Annotated in this window: 21 protein-coding genes; 10 read left to right on the forward strand and 11 right to left on the reverse strand. The window is 67.0% G+C overall.

Features of this window, described 5'->3' with window-relative positions:
- Positions 1-83: 83 nt before the first annotated feature.
- Positions 84-659 carry a TetR/AcrR family transcriptional regulator gene (locus tag CGLY_RS00220; protein ID WP_038544940.1) on the forward strand — a complete coding sequence of 192 codons (576 nt, stop codon included), beginning with the start codon at positions 84-86 and terminating at the stop codon, positions 657-659.
- On the opposite strand, the gene CGLY_RS00225 is transcribed toward CGLY_RS00220, so the two are convergent.
- Together CGLY_RS00225 and CGLY_RS00230 are read right to left on the reverse strand one after the other, a co-directional pair.
- Positions 619-1,623, reverse strand: a complete 1,005-nt coding sequence (locus CGLY_RS00225; protein ID WP_038544945.1) for a DNA glycosylase AlkZ-like family protein — start codon at positions 1,621-1,623, stop codon at positions 619-621. The two genes, CGLY_RS00220 and CGLY_RS00225, sit on opposite strands and share 41 nt — an antisense overlap.
- Positions 1,624-2,517: a GDSL-type esterase/lipase family protein gene (locus tag CGLY_RS00230; RefSeq protein WP_038544949.1), complete on the reverse strand. Its 894-nt coding sequence runs from the start codon at positions 2,515-2,517 to the stop codon at positions 1,624-1,626. It lies immediately after the preceding gene.
- Positions 2,518-2,663: 146 nt separating this feature from the next.
- Here CGLY_RS00230 and CGLY_RS00235 point away from each other — a divergent pair, with 146 nt between their 5' ends.
- Complete coding sequence (locus CGLY_RS00235; RefSeq protein ID WP_227590314.1) at positions 2,664-3,734, forward strand: methyltransferase; 1,071 nt, start codon at positions 2,664-2,666, stop codon at positions 3,732-3,734.
- Here CGLY_RS00235 and CGLY_RS00240 read toward each other — a convergent pair.
- Positions 3,731-4,180 carry a DUF4442 domain-containing protein gene (locus tag CGLY_RS00240; RefSeq protein ID WP_038544954.1) on the reverse strand — a complete coding sequence of 150 codons (450 nt, stop codon included), beginning with the start codon at positions 4,178-4,180 and terminating at the stop codon, positions 3,731-3,733. The genes CGLY_RS00235 and CGLY_RS00240 overlap by 4 nt on opposite strands.
- A gap of 160 nt (positions 4,181-4,340) precedes the next feature.
- On the opposite strand from CGLY_RS00240, the gene CGLY_RS00245 reads away from it, so the two are divergent.
- From CGLY_RS00245 to CGLY_RS00275, 7 genes are all read left to right on the forward strand, one after another.
- Positions 4,341-5,330 (forward strand): glycerophosphodiester phosphodiesterase family protein, encoded by a 990-nt coding sequence (locus tag CGLY_RS00245; RefSeq protein WP_038544957.1) that lies wholly within the window; start codon positions 4,341-4,343, stop codon positions 5,328-5,330.
- 99 nt (positions 5,331-5,429) lie between these two features.
- Positions 5,430-6,473: an esterase/lipase family protein gene (locus CGLY_RS00250; RefSeq protein ID WP_052539351.1), complete on the forward strand. Its 1,044-nt coding sequence runs from the start codon at positions 5,430-5,432 to the stop codon at positions 6,471-6,473.
- Between the two features lie 89 nt (positions 6,474-6,562).
- Positions 6,563-7,339, forward strand: coding sequence for an SDR family oxidoreductase (locus CGLY_RS00255; protein ID WP_038550711.1), 777 nt, complete (start codon positions 6,563-6,565; stop codon positions 7,337-7,339).
- 89 nt (positions 7,340-7,428) lie between these two features.
- The gene (locus tag CGLY_RS00260; protein WP_038544960.1) at positions 7,429-8,280 is read left to right on the forward strand and encodes an ABC transporter ATP-binding protein; all 852 of its coding nucleotides are present in this window, start codon (positions 7,429-7,431) and stop codon (positions 8,278-8,280) included.
- Positions 8,277-9,044 carry an ABC transporter permease gene (locus CGLY_RS00265; RefSeq protein WP_038544963.1) on the forward strand — a complete coding sequence of 256 codons (768 nt, stop codon included), beginning with the start codon at positions 8,277-8,279 and terminating at the stop codon, positions 9,042-9,044. Before CGLY_RS00260 ends, CGLY_RS00265 begins: the two co-directional genes overlap by 4 nt.
- Positions 9,041-10,114 (forward strand): sensor histidine kinase, encoded by a 1,074-nt coding sequence (locus CGLY_RS00270; protein WP_052539353.1) that lies wholly within the window; start codon positions 9,041-9,043, stop codon positions 10,112-10,114. The genes CGLY_RS00265 and CGLY_RS00270 overlap by 4 nt, the downstream gene beginning before the upstream one ends.
- Entirely contained in the window at positions 10,111-10,722 is a 612-nt protein-coding gene (locus CGLY_RS00275; protein ID WP_038544966.1) for a response regulator transcription factor, read from the forward strand. The genes CGLY_RS00270 and CGLY_RS00275 overlap by 4 nt, the downstream gene beginning before the upstream one ends.
- Here the strand turns inward: CGLY_RS00275 and CGLY_RS00280 are convergent.
- From CGLY_RS00280 to CGLY_RS00310, 7 genes are all read right to left on the reverse strand, one after another.
- On the reverse strand, positions 10,704-11,894 hold the full coding sequence (locus tag CGLY_RS00280; protein WP_227590315.1) for an MFS transporter: 1,191 nt from the start codon (positions 11,892-11,894) through the stop codon (positions 10,704-10,706). The genes CGLY_RS00275 and CGLY_RS00280 overlap by 19 nt on opposite strands.
- Positions 11,895-11,967: 73 nt before the next feature.
- Positions 11,968-12,519: a hypothetical protein gene (locus CGLY_RS00285; protein WP_038544969.1), complete on the reverse strand. Its 552-nt coding sequence runs from the start codon at positions 12,517-12,519 to the stop codon at positions 11,968-11,970.
- Positions 12,520-12,590: 71 nt separating this feature from the next.
- Positions 12,591-15,869, reverse strand: coding sequence for an acetyl-CoA carboxylase family protein (locus CGLY_RS00290; RefSeq protein WP_038550715.1), 3,279 nt, complete (start codon positions 15,867-15,869; stop codon positions 12,591-12,593).
- On the reverse strand, positions 15,863-17,581 hold the full coding sequence (locus CGLY_RS00295) for an AMP-binding protein (protein ID WP_038544971.1): 1,719 nt from the start codon (positions 17,579-17,581) through the stop codon (positions 15,863-15,865). Before CGLY_RS00295 ends, CGLY_RS00290 begins: the two co-directional genes overlap by 7 nt.
- A complete protein-coding gene (locus tag CGLY_RS00300; RefSeq protein WP_038544974.1) occupies positions 17,578-18,225 on the reverse strand; it encodes a TetR/AcrR family transcriptional regulator in 648 nt (215 codons plus the stop codon). Before CGLY_RS00300 ends, CGLY_RS00295 begins: the two co-directional genes overlap by 4 nt.
- A 373-nt stretch (positions 18,226-18,598) precedes the next feature.
- Positions 18,599-19,468 (reverse strand): HAD family hydrolase, encoded by an 870-nt coding sequence (locus CGLY_RS00305; protein ID WP_052539355.1) that lies wholly within the window; start codon positions 19,466-19,468, stop codon positions 18,599-18,601.
- Positions 19,469-19,516: 48 nt separating this feature from the next.
- Positions 19,517-20,446, reverse strand: a complete 930-nt coding sequence (locus CGLY_RS00310; RefSeq protein ID WP_038544977.1) for a LysR family transcriptional regulator — start codon at positions 20,444-20,446, stop codon at positions 19,517-19,519.
- A 67-nt stretch (positions 20,447-20,513) separates the two neighbouring features.
- Between CGLY_RS00310 and CGLY_RS00315 the strand changes: the two genes are divergently transcribed.
- Entirely contained in the window at positions 20,514-21,425 is a 912-nt protein-coding gene (locus CGLY_RS00315) for an EamA family transporter (protein ID WP_038544980.1), read from the forward strand.
- Here the strand turns inward: CGLY_RS00315 and CGLY_RS00320 are convergent.
- Positions 21,331-22,935: a flavin-containing monooxygenase gene (locus CGLY_RS00320; protein WP_052539357.1), complete on the reverse strand. Its 1,605-nt coding sequence runs from the start codon at positions 22,933-22,935 to the stop codon at positions 21,331-21,333. The two genes, CGLY_RS00315 and CGLY_RS00320, sit on opposite strands and share 95 nt — an antisense overlap.
- Positions 22,936-22,958: the final 23 nt, after the last annotated feature.

The following is a 22,958-nucleotide window of genomic DNA, read 5'->3' on the forward strand; positions in this document are numbered from 1 at the left end:
CATGGTAGCGTAGTAAATGGAGCGATTCGCTCCGTTTTTCTGGAGCGTAATCCTCCGGTTACTGAGATGCAAGAGGAGAGTTGATGCGTGCCGATGCGCGGGAGAAACGAGCGGCGCTGATCACCGCCGCCTGGGATCTGTTCGCCGTGAATGGTCCGGAGGTGCCGTTACGTACGGTCGCCGCCGAAGCAGGTGTCGGTATCGGCACGCTCTACCGCCATTTCCCTACCCGGGATGACCTTGTGATCGGGCTCATCGAGGACATGGCCCACCGAGTGCTGGAGATCATCCACCGGCACACCGAGAACTGGGACGGGTCAGAGGAGGGTTGGCGCACCTTTGTGCATGAGGTCGCGGCGCTGAAGGTCGCGGCACTGGCGGAACGCACCATCGCCGTCACTCCGGTGGACGGACGCGTGTGGATAGACACCGAGCCGCTCCGTGAGCAGTTCCTCTCTGCCTACCAGGGCATTCTGCAGCTGGCCGCAGCATCGGGTTTCGTGGAACCAGGCCTGTCACCCTGGCGTTTCCACCTCGGACTGGCCGCCGTGTCTCGTCCTATGCCCGAGAAGGCCGAAGACTTCGCCCCCGGTCAGGCGGAGTGGTTGATCGATACCTTTATCGCCGGGCTTGCGGGTAGTCCCGCACCGCGCGGGTGATGTCCCGTTCGGCGGTGGCGCTCAGTGGTGTGAACGGTTCAACCCCGGCTGCCGACCAGGTGGCGACGAACTTCCCGCCGCGCACCACCGTTCGACGGAAGACGCCGCGGTTGCCGGGCGCGACCTGGTCGTGGTGTGTGGAGGACATGAACGCCAGCCGGTCGCGGTAGCCCAGCACGATCTCGTCAAAGGCGGGTAGTGCGAACGTTCCGTGCGCACGGCGCTTCATCTCGGCGACCTCGTCGTACAGGCCGGGACGGTGGTGCAGTCCGTCGGTGGTCTCCACGTCGTCGGAGATCTCATCGAAGGCCTCCTTCACCACCCGCTGCGGCAGTTTCGTCCACCAGGCGAAATCCCGTAGGTCTGCCGGGCCGTGGCCGGTCAGGTAGCGCAGCAGCAGTTCGGCCGCGGGGGAGTGCTCGCCGGCGTAGGGAATCGGTGTGGTGGGGACGATGAGTTGATCAGTACCGTCGAAGGGGCCGTAGACCGCTGTTCCGTGCAGCATCATGTCGCGGATCATCAGGTAGCGGAACCCCGTCTCGTCCGGGAACCCGTGCCGCGCCCAGAGCTCGCCGAGTGCCTTGCGTGTCACGCCGGGGGACTGGAGGAAGACATCGTGGGCCCGGGTCACCTCGGCCGGGCTGATCCCCTCCTTCTCCCAGCGACGGGTGGATTCCCGGCGTTGCTGGCCGGCACACAGTTCAGTGATCCAGCCGGCGTCGCGGGCGGACATCGCGAAGACGGTGGAGCGCATCGGGTATCCCCGGACGAGGTCCCCGGAGGTGAAGGCGTCGCGCACGTCTGTGACGCCCGTACCCTGCGGGAGACGTAGGGCGAGGGAACTGAGGATCCCCGTCAGGTCCTGGCCCTGCATGGGGCCCATGGTCTCGAGGAGGTCGACGGCGGAGTCGGCGGGTGTGAGCAGCCGCTGCGCCACCAGTCGCGCCTCAACGAGTGGGCGCATCTAGACTGCGCCGGCCATGCGGTCGGCGATGAAGGTGGAGCCCTTCAGTGACGGGTGGATCATCATGTTGTAGTTCGGGGTGGTGGTGTCGAGGATGCCAGCGACGTAACGGTTCTGGTCCGGCGAGCACGTGGCGTTGCCGGCCGTCTCGGTCTTCAGGTCCACGAAGGACGCGCCGATCTGACGAGCGGCCTCCTGCTGGTTACCGCGGAGCCACTTCTCCACGTCGCTGAGTACAGGGATCGGCAGGCCCGCCGGGAAGTTGGGGACGACATTGGCGAAGCAGAACATCCCGTTCGAGGTGATGGCCATCTGCCCGGCCATCACGATCCGGGCGCCGGGAGCGGCGGAGCGTACCTTCGCGGCGGCGGCACGGACGTCGGCGAGGTACCGGTTGCGCACGTCACCGGGGTTGAGGAAATCTGCGCCGTTGTCGGTGCCGCCGGGGCCGAAGTTGTTCATGCCGTAATTCAGGACGACGGTGCGGGTGCCACGGTGGATGTCGCCGGCGTTCACTGCCCGGTCGATCCGCCCCAGGGCGCTGTGCGAGGTCATGCCGGAGCAGGACCAGTCGTTCACGGCCAGGCCGTGGCGCTGCTGCATCAGGCGTGGCCAGTTGTTCGGGGCCTGCAGGCAGTTGCCGGTGACGGGGTAGTTGTCCGGCACGAAACCGTCGATGCCGCGCAGCGTGTTGTAGTACTGGTCGGGGTTCGCCGCGTAGGAGTCGCCCATGATGACGACGTTGCCTGCGGGAGCTGCGGAGGCCGCCGGGGCGGCGACGACAGCACCTGCGCCGACGGACAACGCTGCGGCAACGGCCAGTGCGCCAGCCCGGATACGCCGGACGAATCGGTTGCGGTGATGCCGGTGTGTATGGCCCTTGGGGGTGGTCACGTCGTTGGTCCTCTCGAAACGCAGGCGGGGATCGGCCGCGCTGGTGTGTAACAGTGTGAAACAGTCTAAGGGATCCCAACGTTCCCGCGTGTGGTGTTGTTACTTTTGACTCCAAGATCACCAGGTCGCGTGGAAGAATCACTGTCATGATCGAGACTGCGGACGACACCACCACGGCCGACCAGGCATTGCGCCATCTGCGGACCGGAGGGTCACTGGTGTGGAAAGGGGACTTCCACAACGGTCGCCAACTGCTCAAGGCCGTGGACCGTCGGCTGACCCGGAAGGCTCAAAAGGCTCAGAAGGCTCAGAAGGCTCAGAAGAAGAAAACACCGGGGGACGCGGCGACATTGTTCCTCCGACAGCGTGCCGAGCGTGCCGAACGGGCCGATATCCTCGGTCGTATTCTCGTCGAACTGGGGGAGAATTACACTCTGGGCCTGCGCCGCGCCCCTGACGTCCGCGACGCGTGCCGTCACGCCTACGGTCAGGATGCCGACGGCGCTGACGGTCCGAGAACGGTGCCGTTCACCGAACTGCAGGGCGTGCTCGGCGCCTGGCAGTGGCACCAGCGGGGTGTCTGGATCGAGGAACTGGGGGAGCACATCTACCCGGACTACGGAGTCTTCTCGCCGACGCGCAGCGAGTACATCGGTCTGGTTGCCGGACTCGCCGACGAGGTGGCCGGACGGGAGGTCCTGGAGATCGGGACCGGTACCGGTGTTCTCGCCGCAGTACTGGCTCGTCATGGGGCGGTAGTGACGGCCACCGACGTCAGCACCCGTGCGGTGGTGTGTGCGCGGCGGAACCTCGACCGACTGGGATGTGCGGTGAATGTGGTCCAGGCGGATCTGTGGCCGGAAGGGCACCGGGCGGACGTGGTCGTGTTCAACCCGCCGTGGTTGCCGGGAACACCGACGTCGGATCTGGAGTTGGGGATCTATGACGCAGATTCCGGTGCACTACGGCGTTTTCTCGCAGGGCTGGCCGACCACCTGACTGACGGTGGCGAAGGGTGGCTGGTGCTCTCGGACCTTGCAGAACACCTGGGACTACGCACCCGGGAGCAGCTGGAACAGTGGTTCGCCGACGGCGGTCTGCGCGTCGTCGGACGGGAGGACACCGCTCCCCGCCACCCCAAGGTCCGTGACGCCGACGATCCGCTGCACGTCGCACGGTCCCGCGAGGTCACCTCGCTCTGGCGGCTGGCGGTCTAGCGCTTCCTGCGGTAGTAGACCTGCCGCCGCACCCGTGCGACGGTGTCTCCCTGTTCGTCGGTGACGTCGACCTCGAACCAGTGCAGGTACTTCGCGCCGTCGGCGGTGCGTTCCCGGATGAGGTCGTAGGTGGCGTCGTCGATGCGCATGTCGGCGGTGATGGTGCCGCGACCAGGTTTCACGAAGTCGATCTCGGCTTTGATGTCCCAGACGTTGTACTCCCGCCCGAGGCGTGCCATGGAGGCGAGCATGTAGAACGGGTCGGTCATGGACAGGATGGTGCCGCCGAATGCCGTGCCGACGGCATTCTTCGTCAACCGTCCGGGACGGTGGGTCACGACGACACGGGAGCCGTCGTCGGCGAAGTCCCTGATTTTCACGCCGGCACCCAGGAACGGTGGCCAGTACTGCATGAATCGTCGGAGCTGCTGGGGGGAGAAAGCCATGCTTCGTATGTACCACGATAAGCAACGAGTTTCCTATGTTTCGGTGATCTGGTGCAGAACATCCGGTGAACAGTCGGTACATCACGCTTCCGCGCCCAGCAGCAACCGTGACGGGGCATTACGGTCATCGGCGACAGCGAACCGACGTCCCAGGAGACTCATGCCCCGCCGCTCACGCCTCATCGCCACTCTCGCCACCCTGGCCGTTGCCACGGTCCCGCTCGCCGTCGCCGATGAGGCGACGGGGAGCATCTCCGGCAGTATCGGGACCCCGGAAGTCTCACCCGTGGACAATCTTCCGTCCACCTTCGACCTGCAGGCACACCGCGGCGGACGTGGTGAACACACCGAAGAGTCCCGGGCAGCGTTCGAGCACGCTCTCGATCTCGGGGTGACCACTCTGGAACTGGATATCCACCTGTCGCAGGACGGTGTCCCCGTCGTCTGGCACGACGCCTCCGTCCAGGCTGACAAGTGCACCGGCGACTACGTCGGTCAGGACGTCCACGACCTCACCTGGGAACAGCTGCAGACCCTGAACTGCGGCCTCGCACTGCCGGGCTACCCGGATGCCGTCCATGCCGCAGACAACAGGATGCTGCAGCTCGCGGACGTCTTCGACATCGCTGAACGTGACCCACAGGTCCACTTCAACATCGAAACCAAGATCGAGGCGGAGGCGCCGGAACGCTCCGCGGCACCCCGGGAGTACGTCGACGCCATCCTCGACGCGGCGCAGGACGCCGGGACCACCGACCGCATCGCCGTGCAGTCCTTTGACTGGTCATCTCTGCCGCTGGTGCGGGAGCGTGCTCCGCAGGTCCCGCTGATCGCACTGTGGGACGGGACCACGTGGAACGCGGACTCGCCTTATCTCGGGCCGATCGACTATGAGGAGGTCGGCGGGGATGTTCTTGAGGCTGCGCGGCGGTTGGGGGTCGAGGTGCTCAGCCCGGACTACAGTTACGAGGATCCCGATACGTTCATCGACCGTGCCCACGCCGCCGGTTTCCGCGTGGTGCCGTGGACGATCAACGAAGTCGCCGACATGGAGACGTACATCGACGCCGGTGCCGACGGCATCATCACCGACTACCCCACGCGGTTGACGGGGCTTCTCGAGGAACGGGGGATCGCCTTCCGGATCTGAGCCGCCCCAGATGCTCGCCGGGACCGGGGATGGTGCCGGGGCAACACAACATTGTCGAACCACGCGTGCGCCGATACAGGGAGCGGTACGCTCCTGTCCATGTTGAGTATCAAAACCAAATCTGTCGCTGCGCTGCTAGGCGCCGCTGCTGTCGCGGCAGTGGCGACAACGGCTCCGACAGCTGTCGCTGAGACACATTCGCCGTCCAACTTCGTCGACGCCTTCGTCGAGAGCTTCCACGACCCGCAGCGGTCGCCAGCAGGGGCCAATGACTGGGACTGCGTCCCCAGCAAAGAGCACCCGAACCCGGTCGTCCTCATCCATGGAACCTGGGAAAACGCCTACGACAACTGGTCCGGGCTGGCCCCGCAACTCGCCGACGACGGATACTGCGTCTTCGCCCCGAATTACGGTCGCGCCGAGATTGTCGACAAAGGCGGTGTCGGGACGGTCCTGCCGAATACCTTCGGCACGGGCGACATCGCCGCTTCCGCCGGTGAGATCGAGTCCTTCGTCGACCGCGTTCTCGAGACCACGGGTACCCGGGAGGTCGACCTGGTCGGTCACTCCCAGGGCGGCCTGCTTGCCCGCCAGTACCTGGCCTTCAACGGGGGAGCGGAGAAGGTCGACAAAGCCATCACACTGGGAGCGACTAATCACGGCACCACACTGTCCGGGCTGGCCAATCTCAACCGGTTCATCGGGGGCCTCGGGCTCGACCTGGATCCTGCCCTGGACTATGTCATCGGGGAGGCCGGGACCCAGCAGCAGTACGGATCACCTCTGCTCGCCAGGCTCAATGAAGGCGGCGACACGGTACCTGGCGTCGACTACACCGTGGTGGCCACGGAGTATGACGAGGTCACCACCCCGTACGACTCCACGTTCCTCACCGCCGGTGAGGGTGCGACGGTCAGCAATGTCACGGTCCAGGACGGCTGCGCACAGGACCACTCCGACCACATCTCCATGTCCTATTCGCCACGGGTCATTGACATCGTGCGCGACGCCCTGGATCCGGGCAGCGTCCCCGACAAACGCTGCACACCGAACTCGCCGATCATGGGTGGCGGGACCACGGAATTCACCGAGGGACTGACCGGTCCGTTCGGATGGTTGTCCGAGAATACGCGGCCACTGTAGAGGCCGACGGAACTATACTTTTCTAGAAAGTAACGCTCAATACAGAAAATGGGCGGACACTCACGCCCACAGGATGTATGTTGCACTACATGACCGCAAACAAAAGCATTTTCATCTCCGGAGGTGCCGCCGGCATCGGCCGTGAAGTGGCACTGAAGTTCCGTGACGCTGGCTGGACCGTGGGCGCCTACGACATCGACGAACAGGGGCTGGAACTGCTCAAGGAGCAGTACCCCGAGATCATCACCGGGCGCCTCGACGTCACCGACTACGAGTCCTGGGAGCAGGCCCTGGCCGACTTCACCTCCCACACCGGCGGGAAGCTCGATGTCCTCGACAACAACGCCGGCATCATCGGTGACCACGATGTCGCCGAGCAGGCCCCCGGCCTCATCGCCAAGCAGATCGAGATCAACTGCACCGGAATCACCTTCGGTGCCCGTGCCGCGTACCCGTACCTGAAGAACACCAAGGGCTCGCACATGGTGTCGATGGGGTCGGCGTCCGGCATCTACGGACAGCCGCACATCACCCCGTACTCCGCGTCGAAGTTCTACGTCCACGGCTTCACCCAGGCGATGAGCCTGGAGTGGCGCAAGGACAAGATCCGCGTGGTCAACATCATGCCGCTCTGGGTGAAGACGCAGCTGGCGGATGTCGAGGCCGCTTCCACCAAGCGACTCGGCGTGCGGATCAAGACCGAAGAGGTCGCCAACGCCGTGTGGAAGTCCGTGCACCCGCGGAACTGGCTGGAGCGCCAGCGCCAGGACTACTCCGTGTCCACCCCGGATCTGCTGATGCGATGGTCGGCGAAGTTCGCCCCCTCGCCGGTGGTGCGTCAGGTGAACAAGCTCATCGCCGGCTGACGTCCGGCACTGGAGGCATGACAACTGTCACGGGGAAACCGTGACGGTGGGGCGGGGTACGGGCTGCGGTCCCGCGGTTGAGTGGGGGTATGGACACCACAGGCACCGCAGCAGTACATACCGAGCGGCTCGGCAAGACGTTCCGGGGTACCGGTAACCGCCGGGTCGCCGCTCTGGATGATGTCGACCTCACCGTCGACCGGGGAGAGATCGTGGCCCTCCTCGGTCCCAACGGAGCAGGAAAAACCACCCTGATCGACCTCATCCTCGGCCTGACGAAACCTACGACGGGCACGGTCGCGGTCGTCGGAGGAACACCGCGGCAGGCGGTCACGGGCCAACGGGTCGGTGCTGTGATGCAGACCGGGGGACTGCTGCCCGACATGACCGTCGAGGCGACGGTGAAGATGATCGCCGCGACACTGACGAATCCGCGCCCCGTGGAGGAGGTGCTGGAGCACGCCAAGCTCACGGACATGCGCCGACAACGGGTGGGCCGGTGCTCCGGCGGTGAGCAGCAGCGGCTGCGCTTCGCCCTCGCCCTCCTCGGCGATCCCGAGTTGCTCATCCTCGACGAACCCACTGCGGGGATGGACCCCGCCAACCGGCACGAATTCTGGGAGTCGATGCGCGTCCAGGCCGACCGCGGGGTCACCGTCCTGTTCGCCACCCACTACCTGCAGGAGGCGCAGGACTTCGCCCGACGCATCGTTCTACTCGATGCGGGCGCGATCATCGCCGACGGTACTCCGGCCGAACTCCAGGACGGCGATGTTGTCGTCGAGTACGACCTGGACGGACACCACCGGGTGACCACCACCGCATCCGACGATCTCGCGCGCGACCTTCTTACCCGGGGAGCGACGAACCTGCGGATCTCCGCACAGACACTGGAAGACACCTTCATCCGGCTCACCAGCAACGGGAGTGAACAGTCATGACCACCACCCTGCACTTCGCCCTCCACGACCTGCGTCGCCTGTACCGCGACGGTGCGATGCTCTTCTTCTCGATGGGGCTACCGGTCCTGTTCTACCTTGTCTTCGGTCAGGCCATGGGTTTCGGTGATGAGCCCGTCGGGAAGGGGAACGTCTCCGCCTACATCATGATCGGCATGGCCCTTTACGCCGGCGTGACCGGTGCAGTCGCCGCCGCCGGGCAGATCGTCGTGGAGAGCACGACCGGGTGGGGACGCCAGCTCGCGCTCACCCCGTTGACCCACGGCCAGCTGCTGGCGTCGCGCCTGCTCGGCATCACGATCCGCTCGGTGCTGCCGGTGGCGGCCGTGTTCACCGTCGGAGCTGTGACCGGGGCATCGATGCCCGGCATGGCGTGGACGACGTCTTTCCTGCTGTGTGTCGTCGGCGCGATCCCCTTCGGCTTCTACGGGATGATGTGGTCACAGATGTGGCCGACGGAGAATTCGGTGAGTATCGCGGGGACCAGCATTGTTGTCCTGGCATTCCTCGGCAATCTCTTCATGCCTCTGCCGGAGACGATGATGACCGTCGGACGCTTCAGCCCGCTCTACGGGCCTGCATCCCTGGCGCGGTCGCCGTTGACCGAGGGCTACCAGTCGGTTTCGTACGACCCGGGCCTGGTCCATGACCCGCTATGGTGGGCTGTAGTGAATTTCCTGGCCTGGTCAGCGGTGTTCATCCTCATTGTCCTGGCACTGCACAACCGGGAGAAGGGTCGGCGATGAAGAATTTCGACGGTTCCTCCAGCCTGATGGCCTCCATCTGGCTGGTCGTTCTCGTCGTACCGGCGGTCGTACTGGTTGCGCTTGAGGGCGCCACGGTGCGCACCGTCGGCGGCATCGCCCTGCTCGCCTTGTTCAGTGGGGTCTACGCTGTCGCGTTCGGAATGATCGACCAGTGGCCGCACACGTTGACGATGCCGCGGCGTTACCTGTTCTGGTTCGGACTGCTCGCGCTGGTTGCGGTGGCCACCGCCGTAGTGATCGGCTCCCTCGCGGCGTTTCTCGTCCCGTTCTTCGTCGCCATGCTGGCGTTCCCTCTGCCACTGACTGTCAGCCTCCCGGCGATGACGGCGCTGGTTCTCGGATCGACGGGGCTGATCTACCTCACTGAGCCCGACGCGATGCCCGGCGCCCTGGGTGGCACACTCGTCTCGCCATTGATGGTGTATGCCGTGGCATTGGTGACCCGTCGCTACGAGGAGAAGGCGCACCTGGAGCACGAGCTCGCGATCGCCCGGGAACGCGAGTCCATCGCCGTCGACGTCCATGATCTCCTGGGCCATTCCCTCACGGTGGTGACCTTGAAGTCGGAGTTGGCGGGCCGGTTGGTCGACACCGATCCGGCCGCGGCGAAGAACGAACTCGAGCAGATCACCCGCCTGTCCCGGACGGCGCTGGCGGAGGTGCGTTCCACGGTGACCCGGATGCGCTCCCCGGACCTGGCCGGTGAGGTCGAGGCCGCGCGCCGGGCGTTGACCACCGCCGGTATCGAGGCCGTCCTCTCGCAGGAGGTGTCGGTCGCCGGGGTGAACGCCCACCTCTATTCGTGGGTGGTGCGTGAGGGCGTGACGAACGTGGTCCGGCACTCCCGGGCCCGACGGTGCGAAGTGACAATGACCGCTGACCGCGTTGAGGTCATCGATGACGGTGTCGGATGCGACGGTGCCTGGGGTAACGGGTTGACGGGGCTGGGTCGTCGGGTGGGGGACGCCGGCGGCACGCTGACGGTGACGGTGGGCCTCGGGGGACAGGGGACGCGTTTGTCGGTGTCCATGACGGGAGGTCCGCGATGATCCGAGTATTGATCGCCGATGACCAGGACCTGGTCCGTGGTGCCCTGGCGGCCCTGCTCGGCTCGGAGGCCGACATCGAGGTCGTCGCCGAGGTCGGGCGCGGTGACAAGGTCGTCGAGGCCGTCCGGGCGAACCGGGTGGACGTGGCGTTGCTGGACATCGAGATGCCGGGGATGACCGGGATCGAGGCGGCGGAGCAGCTCCAGGCGGCACGGGGTATGCCGTCCTGCAGGACGGTGATCGTCACGACCTTCGGACGCCCCGGCTACCTGCGCAAGGCACTGGCGGCCGGGGTCAGCGGATTCGTGGTGAAGGACACCCCGGCGTCGCAGTTGGCAGAGGCCGTGCGCCGCGTCCACCGCGGCCTGCGCGTGGTGGACCCGGCGTTGGCGGAGGAGTCACTGTTCACCCCGGACTCACCGTTGACCGGGCGCGAGGTCGAGGTCTGCCGTGCCGCCCGCGGTGGCACCGGCATCCGGGAGATCGCGGCGGAACTGCACCTGTCCCAGGGCACGGTCCGTAACCACCTGTCCTCGGTCATCGGGAAGACCGGGGCATCGAACCGCTTCGAGGCGGTGACCGTCGCGGATCAGAACGGCTGGCTGTGACGGGAGGCGACCGCCACAGACAGTATGGAGACCACGCAGACCGCGGCACCGACGATGAACACGGTGACGTAGCCGATAAGTGGTGCAACCAGCGCGATGACGAACGGCATGAAGAACCCCAGGTACGTCAGGGCGTAGAACACGGCGGTGAGGGATCCGAGTTCCCCCGGTGCGGCGATGCGCTGCACCTCCCGCAGCCCTGACACCATCATGATGCCGTAGGCGGTACCGAGGATCATCGCCGTCGGTACCAGGAACCACACCGCGTGGGTGGCGACCACGATGATCGCGGCGCCCATACCGATCACGGCCGTTGCCAGGGCGTACAGCGGTGGGGTGATGCGCGCCCCCATCGGCAGTCGTCCGGCCCAGGGTTGGACGAAAGTGCCGGTCAGCATCGCGACTCCGGCGATGAGGCCGGTGTAGGCCACCGGTGCGGACACGCCCGAGGCCACCAGTGGCGGAAGTACGGCGAAGGACGTTGTCGCCAGCCCGAACGCCCACGGCGCCCACAGTGCCACGGTGAACAGGAACCGGGGCGTGCGCGCCGACGGCGGGAACTGCAGGCGTGAGGCGGTCCGTCGTCCTGCTTCCGGGGTGCCCCAGACCAGTGGGGTCAGCAACAGGATCATCACCAGGTGGATGATCAGCGGAGTGGTGTCCGGCCCCGGCAGCCATTCCGCGACCGGTCCACTGACCAGTGGGCCTACGCCGAATCCGGCGGAGGTGGCCGCGGTCGCGCGTCGGGCGGCTGCACCGCCACTGCCGTCACTGCCCTCGGTCACCGCGGTGACCTCCTTGAGCCACGACGCTCCGGCGGCGAGCACCAGACCGACGGCGATGCCGGTGAGCATCCGTCCGATGCAGAGCAGGACGGGACCCCAAGCCGCGTCGACGCCGAGATGGGCTGCAAGGGTCACCACCGTCCCCACCGCCGAGAACAGCAGGGCGGGACGGACGACCGAGCGCCGTCCCCGCCTGTCGGACAATGGTCCACCGACCATCAGTGCCGGGATGAGACCCAGGACGTAGACGGCGAGGATGAAGTTCACCGGTGCCTGACCGAGCCCGTGTGTCTCGCGCATCACGGGCAGGAGTGGGGCGAAGAGGTTCGCGCCGTAGCAGACGGCGAACATGCCCAGGGCGATCCGAGCCCAGGCTGGAAGTGTCATGGCTCACACTCTGGCATAAGGTTCGGATACTTTCGGATACTTATGGTCCCGGGGTGGGGCTACGGGGGAGGGCTCAGTTCACCACGAGACCGGTCCGGGACGCGCCGCGGGCGCAGGCGTCCGGCAGACCGTCGAGTTCGCTGAGCTGCATGGACACCACGTCGACGTCCATGTTCTCGCCGACGTACACCGTGTCTTTGTCCGGCAGCGTCACCGACGGGCGACCACCCTGGGTGACGTACTCGGAGTCCACGGGCAGGACCAGCGGGCGCGGCGTGTTGTCGCCGCCGCGGTTGCCGAACTCCTTGAGCGCGAAGCACGAGCCCGGTCCGACGACGAGCGTGCCGGAGGTTCCGTAGGTCTCACCCTCCGGGGTGTCCTCGGTGGTGATCGCGGTCGGTCCACTACCCGAGGTCGAGACGGTGATGTGGCCCTCGGGAACGTCGGTTTCAGAGGTCTCGCTGGCGTCCGTGGTCACCGTCTCAGTCACGGTCTCCGGGGCAACGGTGCCGGTGGTGGTGTCAGCGGTGTCAGCGGTGTCACTGTCATCGCTGCAGGCACTGAGAGTTCCGAGGGTGAGGACGGCAGCCAGGGCGGTTGTGACGGCGGCGCGGCGTCGGTTCATGGTTGTTCTCTCTCCACGTCGAGGTACGTTCAGGTATCTCCAGGTCTACCAGGTCATGCCACACCACTTTCTCAGGGCACCAGGGTCCTGATCCACGCACGCGTGTCCGCAGGGTCGATGACGTCATCGAGTTCGAAGGTCATCGCCGCGTTGACGGCCCGTCCCTTCGCGTAGGCGTCGTCGAGCAGCGAGGTGAAGAGCGCGTCCCGGTCAGCTCCGTCCACCGCGGCGAGTTCTCTGCGGTAGCCCAGGCGGACGGCACCCTCCAGCCCCATGGCACCCAGTTCACCGGTCGGCCAGGCGACAGTGAACTGCGACGCACGGAAGGACCCGGCGGCCATGGCCATGGCACCCAGTCCGTAGGCCTTGCGCAGGATGACCGTCCCGGTCGGCACGGTCAGCTTCGCGCCGGTCACGAACATCCGGCCGAAGCGTCGGACGGTCGCCTCCTTCTCCGACTCCGGTCCGACCATGAACCCGGGGGTGTCGCAGAATGATACGACGGGCAGGCGGTGGGACTCACAGAGGGTCAGGAAGTCGCTGAACTTGTCGGAGGCGGCGGCGTCGATCGCGCCGCCGAGGGAGCCGGCGGCATTCGCCACGACACCGTACGGCTGCCCTTCGACCCGGATCAGGGCGGTCATGGCACCAGTTGCATAGTCGGGGCGCAGTTCGAGCACGGAGCCCACGTCGGCGACGGCGTCGATGGCCGCGCGCATGTCATAGGCACGCAGTCGGTCCTCGGGGACGACATGCCGGGCCAGGCGCGGATCCGGTGCCTCCCAGTCATCCGTCCGACTGCCGGTCTGCGAGGTGCCGAAGTAGGAGAGGTACTGCCGGGCCAGGGTGACGGCGTGTGCCTCGTCGTCGGCGGGCAGGTGGATGACACCGTTACGCCGCTGAATGTCCACCGGGCCGATGTCCTCAGGGCGATGCGCGCCGAGGCCACCGCCCTCGATCATCGCCGGGCCACCCATCCCGATGTTCGCGTCCGGAGTGGCGATGATCGTGTCGCACACCCCGGCCAGGGCGGCGTTGCCGGCGAAGCACCGACCGGAGACGACCGCGATCAGCGGCACCTGCCCGTTCAGGGACGCCAGGGAGCGGAACGTGCCGACGTCGAGTCCGACTCCGACGACATCCGTGTCGCCGGGACGCCCCCCGCCGCCCTCGGCGAACAGTACGACAGGCAGGCCGCGCCGGGTCGCGACATCGATGAGGCGGTCGGCCTTGGCGTGGTTGCGCATGCCCTGTGTTCCGGCGAGCACGGTGTAGTCGTAGGAGAGTACCGCCGTCTCGCGGCCGTCGATGGTGGCGACACCGGTGACCATGCCGTCGGCGGGGGTGTTGGCGATGAGGTCCTCTTCGCTGCGCCGGGAGGACTGGGCCGCCACAGCCAGGGCACCGTACTCGACGAAACTGCCCTCGTCGACGAGATCGTCGATGTTCTCGCGCGCACTGCGGCGGTGGCGTCTGTGGAGCTTCGCCATCGCCTCGGGACGCGCCTCGTCGAGGATGCGGGCGTGGCGGTCCTGGATCAGACTGAGGTCGTTGCGGGTGGCGTCGAGATCGACGGTCTCGGCGGCGGTGGCGTCGGCACCAGACGTCTCGGCACGCAGGACGGCGACGGGGTCCCCGGCCGTGACGGTGTCACCGGCGGAGACGAGGATGCGGGAGACCGTCACGTCCTGGCCCGCGGTGACACCGTGGTGCATCTTCATCGCCTCGAGCAGGAGGACCTCCGCATCGGCGGCCACGACGGTTCCCTCGTCCACGGCCTGGACGACGACACCGGTCATCGGTGCGTCGAGGGTGATCTCGCCGGGCTCCAGGTCCGGGACCGCGGCTGACGGGACAGCGGTGTCGTCCGGAATGGATGCGGTACCGGCAGGGTACGCTGCGGCGGTCTCGGCCAGGTCGGGGAGACGTCGGGCCAGGTAGGACGTCGGGACGGCGCCGGCACGGAACTCGTCGTCGTCGAGCACGGCGCGCAGGAAGGCTGCGTTGGTGGCGACGCCGTCGACGGTGAACTCGGCCAAGGCGTCGGCGGTCTTGCGTGCCGCGGTGTCCAGCCCGCCGGTACGGGTGTGGGCGATGACCTTCGCCAGCAGCGAGTCGTAGCGGGGGCTCGGGGTGAGGCCGGTGCGGCCGAAGGTGTCGACCCGGATGCCCGGCCCGGCGGGTGGGGAGAACAGGCGCAGAGTGCCGGAGGACGGCGCGGTGGAACCGTCCGTCGACATGGTCTCCATGTTCACCCGCGCCTGAATCGCAGTACCGACGGCGGCGGCGGGGGACCCGGTCACCGTGGTGCCGGTGGCGGTGACACCGTCCGGTAGATCGAGGTCGTCGGTGGCGGTGCCCAGGGCGATGAGGAGTTGGAGCGCCACGAGATCGGTTCCGGTGGTTTCCTCGGTGACGGTGTGCTCGACCTGCAGACGAGGGTTCATCTCCAGGAACACCACGCGGTCGCCGGCAACGAGAAACTCGACGGTCCCTGCGCCGCGGTAGTCCACGGCGGCACCGAGACGGACAGCTGCCTCGTGCACCGTCGTGCGCACCGCATCATCCAGCAACGGGGCGGGGGCGATCTCAAGGAGTTTCTGGTGGCGACGCTGCACCGAACAGTCCCGGTCGCCGAGCGCGCGGACGACCGTGGCGCCGGACCGGTCGGCGCCACCGATGATCTGGACCTCGATGTGACGGGAATCGAGCAGGAGCTCTTCGGCGAAGACCGACCCGTCGCCGAAACCGGCCTCGGCTTCCGCGGCACAGGCGGAGAACGCGGCGGCGACAGCGTCCGGGTCGATGGCTCCACCGTCGGCATGGAGCTCGCGCATACCGCGGCCGCCACCGCCGGCGAGTGCCTTGATCATGACACCGTCGCGTCCCTCGGCGAAGTCGAGCACCTCGTCGAGACTGCACGGCCCGCTGGTCGCGGGCAGGACGGGGACGGACGCGGACTCGGCGAGCTGACGGGCAGCCGACTTGTCACCACAGTTGTCGAGGACCTCGGCGGAGGGGCCGACGAGAATGAGTCCGGCGCGGTCGCAGGCCCGGGCGAATTCCGGATCCTCGCTGAGGAACCCGTACCCCGGATGCACCAGCACCCGGTCGCGGCCGTGCGCGACCCCGGCTGCGACCCCTGTTGCGACGATGGCGTCGCGGTCGAGATAGGCGCGCGGCCCCGCCCCGTCCAGCGCGACGGCGTCATCGGCGGCGGTGACGTGCGGGGCGGCAGCGTCGTCCTGCGCGTAGACGGCGAGGGTCCGCAGCCCGAGCTCCCGGGCGGTACGGATGATGCGCAGGGCGATCTCACCCCGGTTGGCGACGAGAACGGTGGTGCTCACCAGTGGTTCCCCTCGGTCTCGAACAGGTCGCCCTTGCGGATCTTTCCGGTGGCCGTCATCGGCATCTCGTCGATGATCGTCACCACCGGGACCTTGTACCCGGCCATGTTCAGCTTCGCCCAGGCGTGCAGGGCCTCCTCGCCGGCGGTGCCGTGCTCGGTGTCCGCGTCCTCCGTGAGCGTGACGAACGCAGCTGCGACCTGTCCCTTCTCCGGATGGGAGCGGGGGACCACGGCGGCGGTGTCGATGTCGGGGTGCAGCCGAAGAATCGCCTCGACCTCGGCGGGGAACACCGACATGCCGTTGGTCTTGATCATCTCCTTGTTGCGGGCACGGTAGTGCAGTGTGCCGCCCTCGTCGACGCTGCCGATGTCGCCGGTGCGCAACCACCCGTCGATGAAGGCCTTCTCCGTGGCCTCCGGATTGTTGTAGTAGCAGGTCAGGATGGACGGGCTGCGCAGGATGATCTCGCCGGTCTCCCCGAGCGGGACGGGGCGGCACTCCTCGTCGACGATAAGGATGTCGGTGCCGGGGAGGGGCATGCCGCAGAAGATCGGTTCGCTGTGCAGGTCGGCGTCATCGTCCTGGAAGCCGAGGGTGAAGGTGTCCAGGGTGTGGGTCTCCGTCATGCCGTAGGACGCCTCGCGCAAGGTCTGGCCGGCGGCGTCCCTCCACCGCTTCCGGATCTCCGGGTTGAGCTTGGTGACGAACGAAATGCCGAGCACGTTGACCAGGCTGCTGACCTTGTCCCGGTCGAACTGCGGGTGATCGAGCAGTTCCAGGGCATTGTCGACCATGCCGGTCAGGTCCGTCGCCCGGTGCCGGTCCACCGCATCCAGCACCGCCGTGGCGTCCCAGCGGGTGAACAGGATCGACGTACCACCGTTGACCAGGGGGAGCAGGATGCCGAGATCTTCGCCGGCGATCCAGAAAATCGGGAGGAAGGCGATGGCGCGCATCGGGTGCTCGCCGACCTGGCGTCCCGTGCCGACGGTTCCCGATGCCGCGGTGTAGAGCATGTGACCCTGGGTGTGTTCGCACCCCTTGGGCAGGCCGGTGGTGCCGCCGGTGTAGTTGAGTGCGGCGAGTGCGTCCGGGTCGCTCGGACGGCGCGGGGCGGGCTCGGCAGACTGGATCTCGGCCCAGTCCGTGTTGGCTCCGGGGGTGAGCGGGAAGGGCGGGGCGACAGGAGGCGTGTCGGTCAGCATGTCGCTGAGTCCGGTGGTTGCCACACACCGGAGACTGGTGTCTGGCCGGATGCTTTCGACGAGATCCGCCGCCTTGACGTCCGTGAGCAGGACGGTCACTCCGGCGTCGTTGAGTTCGTGGCGGAGTTCGTGCTCGCGGAACAGTGGGTTGATCGGCACGTGCACGGCACCGACCTTGAAGATGCCGAGCATCGCGATATTGAACTGGGGGCAGTTCGGCAGGTGCACACCGACCCGGTCACCGGGTTGGACGCCCTGGTTCAGCAGCCAGCCGGCGACACGGTCGCTGAGCTGGTCGTACTCCGCGTAGCTGACCGTCCTGCCGTAGAAGATGATCGCGGGTTCGTCGGGGCGGGTGGCGGCCCAGTGCCACAGGTACTCGACGATGCCGTCGGTCCCGGCGGGGTAGACCACGGTGCGGGGGACCTGCGCCGGCCAGTTCTTTTCCTGAACTGCGCGGACCCTGGTGATGGCGGCGTCGAAGGTGGTGGCGGTGGTGTCGGTCATTGGGGGAGCTCCTCGGTGTGGTGGTGTGGGATGCCCAGCAGGCGGAGGTACATTGCTGTCACGTCGGCGACGACCCGCTCGCGTTGACCCGGGTCAGTGATGACGACGTCGGCGTAGGCCGCCACCATGCCGCCTGCCGCCCGGGCGATGGCGTCGGGAGGAGCGGCCGGGTCGGCGCGACCGACGGCCACGAGCCGCTCGATGTAGCGGGCGGTGCGGCGTAGTGACCTGTTCTGCGTCTCGACGTACAGCGCCCTCATGTCGGGGTCGGCGAGTGCCTGGTGTTCCAGGACGGTGAGGAACGCCAGGTTGTCGGTGTAGGCGTCGAGGTAGGCCCCGATGGTTGCCAGGGCGATGCCCGCGTCGTCGTCGCCGTCGAGGTCGCTGAGGTCCTGGGCAGCGAGAAAACGGTCGCGGACCTCGTGGGCGAGCACAGAGAAGACGTCTTTCTTCGAGGAGAAGTAGACGTAGAAGGTGGCGCGGCTGACCCCGGCTGCGGTGGTGATGTCGTTGACGGTCATGCGCGTGTAACCGCAGTCCGAGACGACGGCCCGGGCGGCATCGAGCAGCGCTTTCCGGGTGGCGCTGTCCTGCCGGCTCTTTTCGGTGCGGACCGACCATTCCTTGGCCTGCGGTGTGTCCATCGTCACATCATTGGTGACGTTGACGTCAATGTCAATAGGTTGGGCAGACTACGGTCCAGGGTGGGGTGCGCAGGGGCACGCTGGAGTGCCAGAGCATGCCGACGTGGCTTGGGCCCCGGGGCAATGTTGGTTTTTCGCCGTTTGACCACCCTGGGGTGTCCGTCCCGGGAGAGGGGTGGGCGAGGGCGCGGGAGAGGGGCCAGTGAGGTGGGTGACCGGCGAGACGGCGGGGAGTGGCGGAGAGTGGCGTCAGGTTGCTCGAGGAGGGGGAGTGCCACTTGTTCTGGGCAGTTCGCGTTCGAGTCTCCATCATTATTGATAATGAAAGGCTACGACGGTCTCACCCGCGCAGGACGGTGTAGGGCGCCGCGGGTCACACCCCCAGCAACCGGCGCAGCACCTGCACCACGCCGTCCTCGGTGTTGGCCGGAGCGGTGTAGTTCGCTGCGGCGGTGATGCCGGGGTGCGCATTGGCCATGGCGAAGGACAGATCGCCTTCGCCGATCATCTCCAGGTCATTGAGGTAGTCGCCGAACACGGCAGTGTCCGCCGGTGAGGCGCCCAGTTCTTTCTGCAGGTCACGCAGGGCGGCTCCCTTGTTGGCGTCCGTACGCATGATGTCGATCCAGTTCGCCCCGGAGATCACGACCGCATTGTTGTTCTCCACCTCGGGGGAAGCAGCATCCTCACCGGTGAACAGGCCCGGGGCAGCGTCCTCGGCGGAACCGAAGCAGAACACGGCGACCTTCACCACCGGAGCATCCACCGTGGTGAGGTCGTCGATCTGCTCGAGGGAGTGGTAGTACTTCGCGGCCTCGTCGAGGAACTCGTGGTCGGTACTCTCCACGTAGGCGACCTCAGGCGTGCAGATGACCAGGCCGAGGCGGCGATCGGTACCACGCACCGCGGAGATGCACTGCTGCACCGTGTCGTCGGACAGGGGAGAGGTGGCGACAACCTCGTCATCGTGGACGACGACGGTCCCGTTCTCCGCGAGATAGGTCCGGATCCCGTGGTCGCCGAACATGTCGTGCAGGGTGGCGTGCTGACGCCCGGAGGCCGGCACCACGACGATGTCGCGGTCCTGCATCACCGGCAGCAGATCCCAGAATCCGTCGGGGACGCTACCGTCCGCCCGGAGCAGGGTGCCGTCCATGTCGAGGACCACGAGGCCGAGGTCAGGGGTGGGGGTGAGGTCACGCCAGGACGTGGAGGTGGTCGGGGCTGTCGGGGTATCCGTCATGCCCCCATGGTTTCACATGAAACACCCGAGCCGTCGGAGCCGTCAGTCTCAGAGCTGCTCCGGGGTGTCCGGCGACTCGCGCCGCGCGGCCGCCCCCAGCGCGGTACGGAATGCACGCACACCCGGATGGCCGGTATAACCGTCGCGCACGGCGGTGAACAGCTGGCGGTGCGGGGAGCCCGGCATCGCCAACGCCTGGGTGTGGTCGAGGTGTGGGCCGGCCAGCATCGCCGGGATCACCGTAACCCCGTGCCCGGTGCGTGCCATGTGTGCACGCAGGATCGGGTCGGTGGTCTCGCACTTCACCCGGGGTTCCACGCCGGCCTCACGCAGGACGGTCCGCTCCCACCGACCCTGCGGCATCGTCGCCGGCTCCAGGATCCATGGGGCGTCCGCCAGGTCGGCCAGCCCGTCCAGCTCCTCGGCCGGTACCGCCCACTGACCGGTTGTGGGCAGTACCAGCAGCATCGGGTCGGCGAAGAGCTCCTCGCGGTGCAGTCCGGGACGCACCGGCTCCGGCTGTCCGGGGAACTCATCGCCGATGACCACGTCGTAGGAGTGCGCGGCGAGCCCTTCGAAGGCCTCGCCGACCTCGCGGTGGTAGACCTCCACGTTCAACCCCGGATGTCGTTTCTCCAGCATCGTCAGCGCCGTCGGCAGAATCGTCGCCAACGCGGACTGGAAGCTGGTCACCCGCAGAGTGCCTTCCGCGCCGGAGCGTGATGAGGCGAGCTCGGCCTCAGCTGTGTCCAGGATCGTCAAGACCTCATCGGTGCGCGCCACGAGTCGGAGGGCAGCCTCGGTGAGCCGTACCCCGCGTCCCACCGTCTCCAGCAAGGGAACACCGGCCTCGCGCTCCAGCTGGCTGAGCTGGTGGGACACCGCGGACGGGGAGTAGTGCAGTTCACGGGCGACGGCGGCCAGGGTGCCGCGCTGGTGCACTTCACGCAGCAGGGTCAGACGATGAATGTTCAGCACAGTTCACCATTATCGTTCATATCCCTGAGATAGACGAACCAATGCCGTGGGCCCCACAATGAGAGCCATGAGCATCACCCGTTCCTCCTCCCTCGTCCTGGCGTCCTGCGCATCCCTGCAGTTCGGCGCGGCGACCGCCGTCGGTCTCTTCGATACCCTCGGGACCTGGGGCGTCACTTTTCTTCGTCTGACCATCGCCGGTACCCTGCTACTGCTGATTGCACGACCGGCACTGCGCTCCTGGTCCCGGGGCGACTGGCGCGCCGTTGTCTTCTTTGCCGTGATGATGGCCGCGATGAACGGGTTCTTCTACGCATCCCTGGACCGCATCCCGATGAGTGCGGCGGTGGCCATCGAGTTCATCGGCCCGCTCGTCTACGCGGGTCTGACGTCGCGACGCCGCGGTGACCTGGTCTGGGTCGGACTCGCTGCCGCCGGCATGGCCGTCCTCGGTCTCGAAGCACTGTCCGACGCTGCCCTCGACCCTGTCGGTATGCTGCTGGCGCTGATCGCCGGGGTGTTCTGGGTCGGCTACATCGTCGGCTCCGCCGCCGTGGGACGCCGCATCGCGGGCACTGGCGGTCTGGCCGTGGCCATGCTGCTCGGCGGGCTCATGCTCGCACCCGTCGGACGTACCGCCGTCGACGGCGTTACCGCTGACCCGTGGCTGCTGATCCCTGCGGTGGTCACCGCGTTGATGGCCTCGGTGATCCCGTACTCACTGGAACTCGCGGCGCTGCGTCGCCTGCCGGCTGCCGTGTTCAGCGTCCTGATCAGCCTGGAACCCGCATTCGCCGCACTCGCCGGGTTCGTCCTGCTCAACCAGGAGATGACGGCGATGCGTGGCGTGACCATCGTGCTGGTGATCACCGCCTCGGTCGGTGTCACCTGGTCGGCGCACCAACGCTCTGTCCGGCCACCGCGGGAAGAGCGCGTGCGACGTCCACTGCTGCGTCGTCGAACACCATCTCCTCAGTGAGGTCGCCGCGGGACAGCTCCGGCCATTCGCGCAGGTAGTCCTGGCGGTACAACCACGGAGACCGGTCGCCCTGCCGGGGCGTGATGTGCTCCGAGCGTTTGATGTAGCCCGCCTCGAATTCCAGCAGCGGTCGCCGTCCCACGTCATCGCCGGGGACCACGGGGGCGGCAACTGTCTCGCCACGGTTGACCATGTGGTGCCACAACCGCACCATGTACCGCGCCGTGAGGTCCGCCCGGGTCGTCCAGGACTGGTTGAGGTAACCGACGGTGAAGCTGAGGTTGGGGAGTCCGGACACCAGGACCCCGCGGTAGGCCACGGTCTGTGCCGGATCGATGCTGCGCCCGTCGACGGCGACCTCTGCACCGCCGAACAACTGCAGCTGCAGACCGGTCGCTGCGATCACTGTGTCCGCCTCCAGAACGGTGCCGTCCGACAGTCGCACTCCCTCCGGGACGAGGCGGTCGATGGTCGCTGTGACCACCTTCGCGCCCTTGTCCCGGATTGCCGCGAAGATGTCTCCGCCCGGTGCCTTGCACACGCGCTGGTCCCACGGCTTGTATGGCGGGGTGAAGTCCCGCTTGATCTGCGTGGGTGTCAGCCACCGCAGCTGCAGTGCATGCAGGAAACCGCTGAACAGGAACGGTGTTCCCTTGGCGAGGTACCACTGGACCATGTCGCGGGTGATGTGATTGACCCGCGCGACCTTGTGGGCGGCCCGCTTGTTCGGGATCAGGGTCGTCCAGATCGTCGAAATGGTGTCGAACCGGGGCAATGCGGCGACCCATGTGGGGGTCCGCTGCAGCATCGTGACATCCGCACCGTCCTCCGCCAGCGCCGGGAGTAAGGTGACCGCGGTGGCGCCGGAACCGATGATCACGATTTTCCGCCCGGCGACGTCCCGCTGCTCGTCCGGATGCCACTGCTGCGCATGGATCAGCTGACCCTCGTAATCCTCCTGGCCGTCGAAGTACGGCTGGAACCCGGCCCGGTGGTCGTAGTAGCCGCACGCCATGTGGAGCCGCCGCGTGCGGGTGACGGTCTCGGCACCGGCATCATCGGCAGCATCCGGACGGTCATCGGGCCCGTGGCGCCACGCACGGACCGTGGTGACCTCCCAGTGGGGCCCGTGGGCGTCGGCGTTGGCACCGGTGGTGACGAAGTTGATCCGCTTGACCCAGGTGCTCAACCGGATACGTTGCAGGATCCCGTCCTCCCGGGCAGCCTCGCGCAGGTACTCCTTGATGCGTGCCCCGTCGCCGAGGGTGCCCTTGTGCGGCCAGGGCTTGTAGGGCAGCGCGAAACTGGCCATGTCGGAGTCGGAGCGGATCCCGGGGTAGGTGAAGGTGTTCCACGTGCCGCCGAGGTCATCGTTGGAGTCGACGATTTCCCAGCTCCAGCCGGGGAACTCCGAGACGATGTGGTGGGCGAGGTCAATGCCGGCGATCCCGGCACCGACGATCAACAGGTCGAGGACGCGGTCGGTGGTGGTGTCGTTCGCGGTGGTCATGGTCGTCACAATACTGACTAGGT

It is taken from the genome of Corynebacterium glyciniphilum AJ 3170 (assembly GCF_000626675.1).
In the GTDB taxonomy this organism is placed as follows: Bacteria; Actinomycetota; Actinomycetes; order Mycobacteriales; family Mycobacteriaceae; genus Corynebacterium; species Corynebacterium glyciniphilum.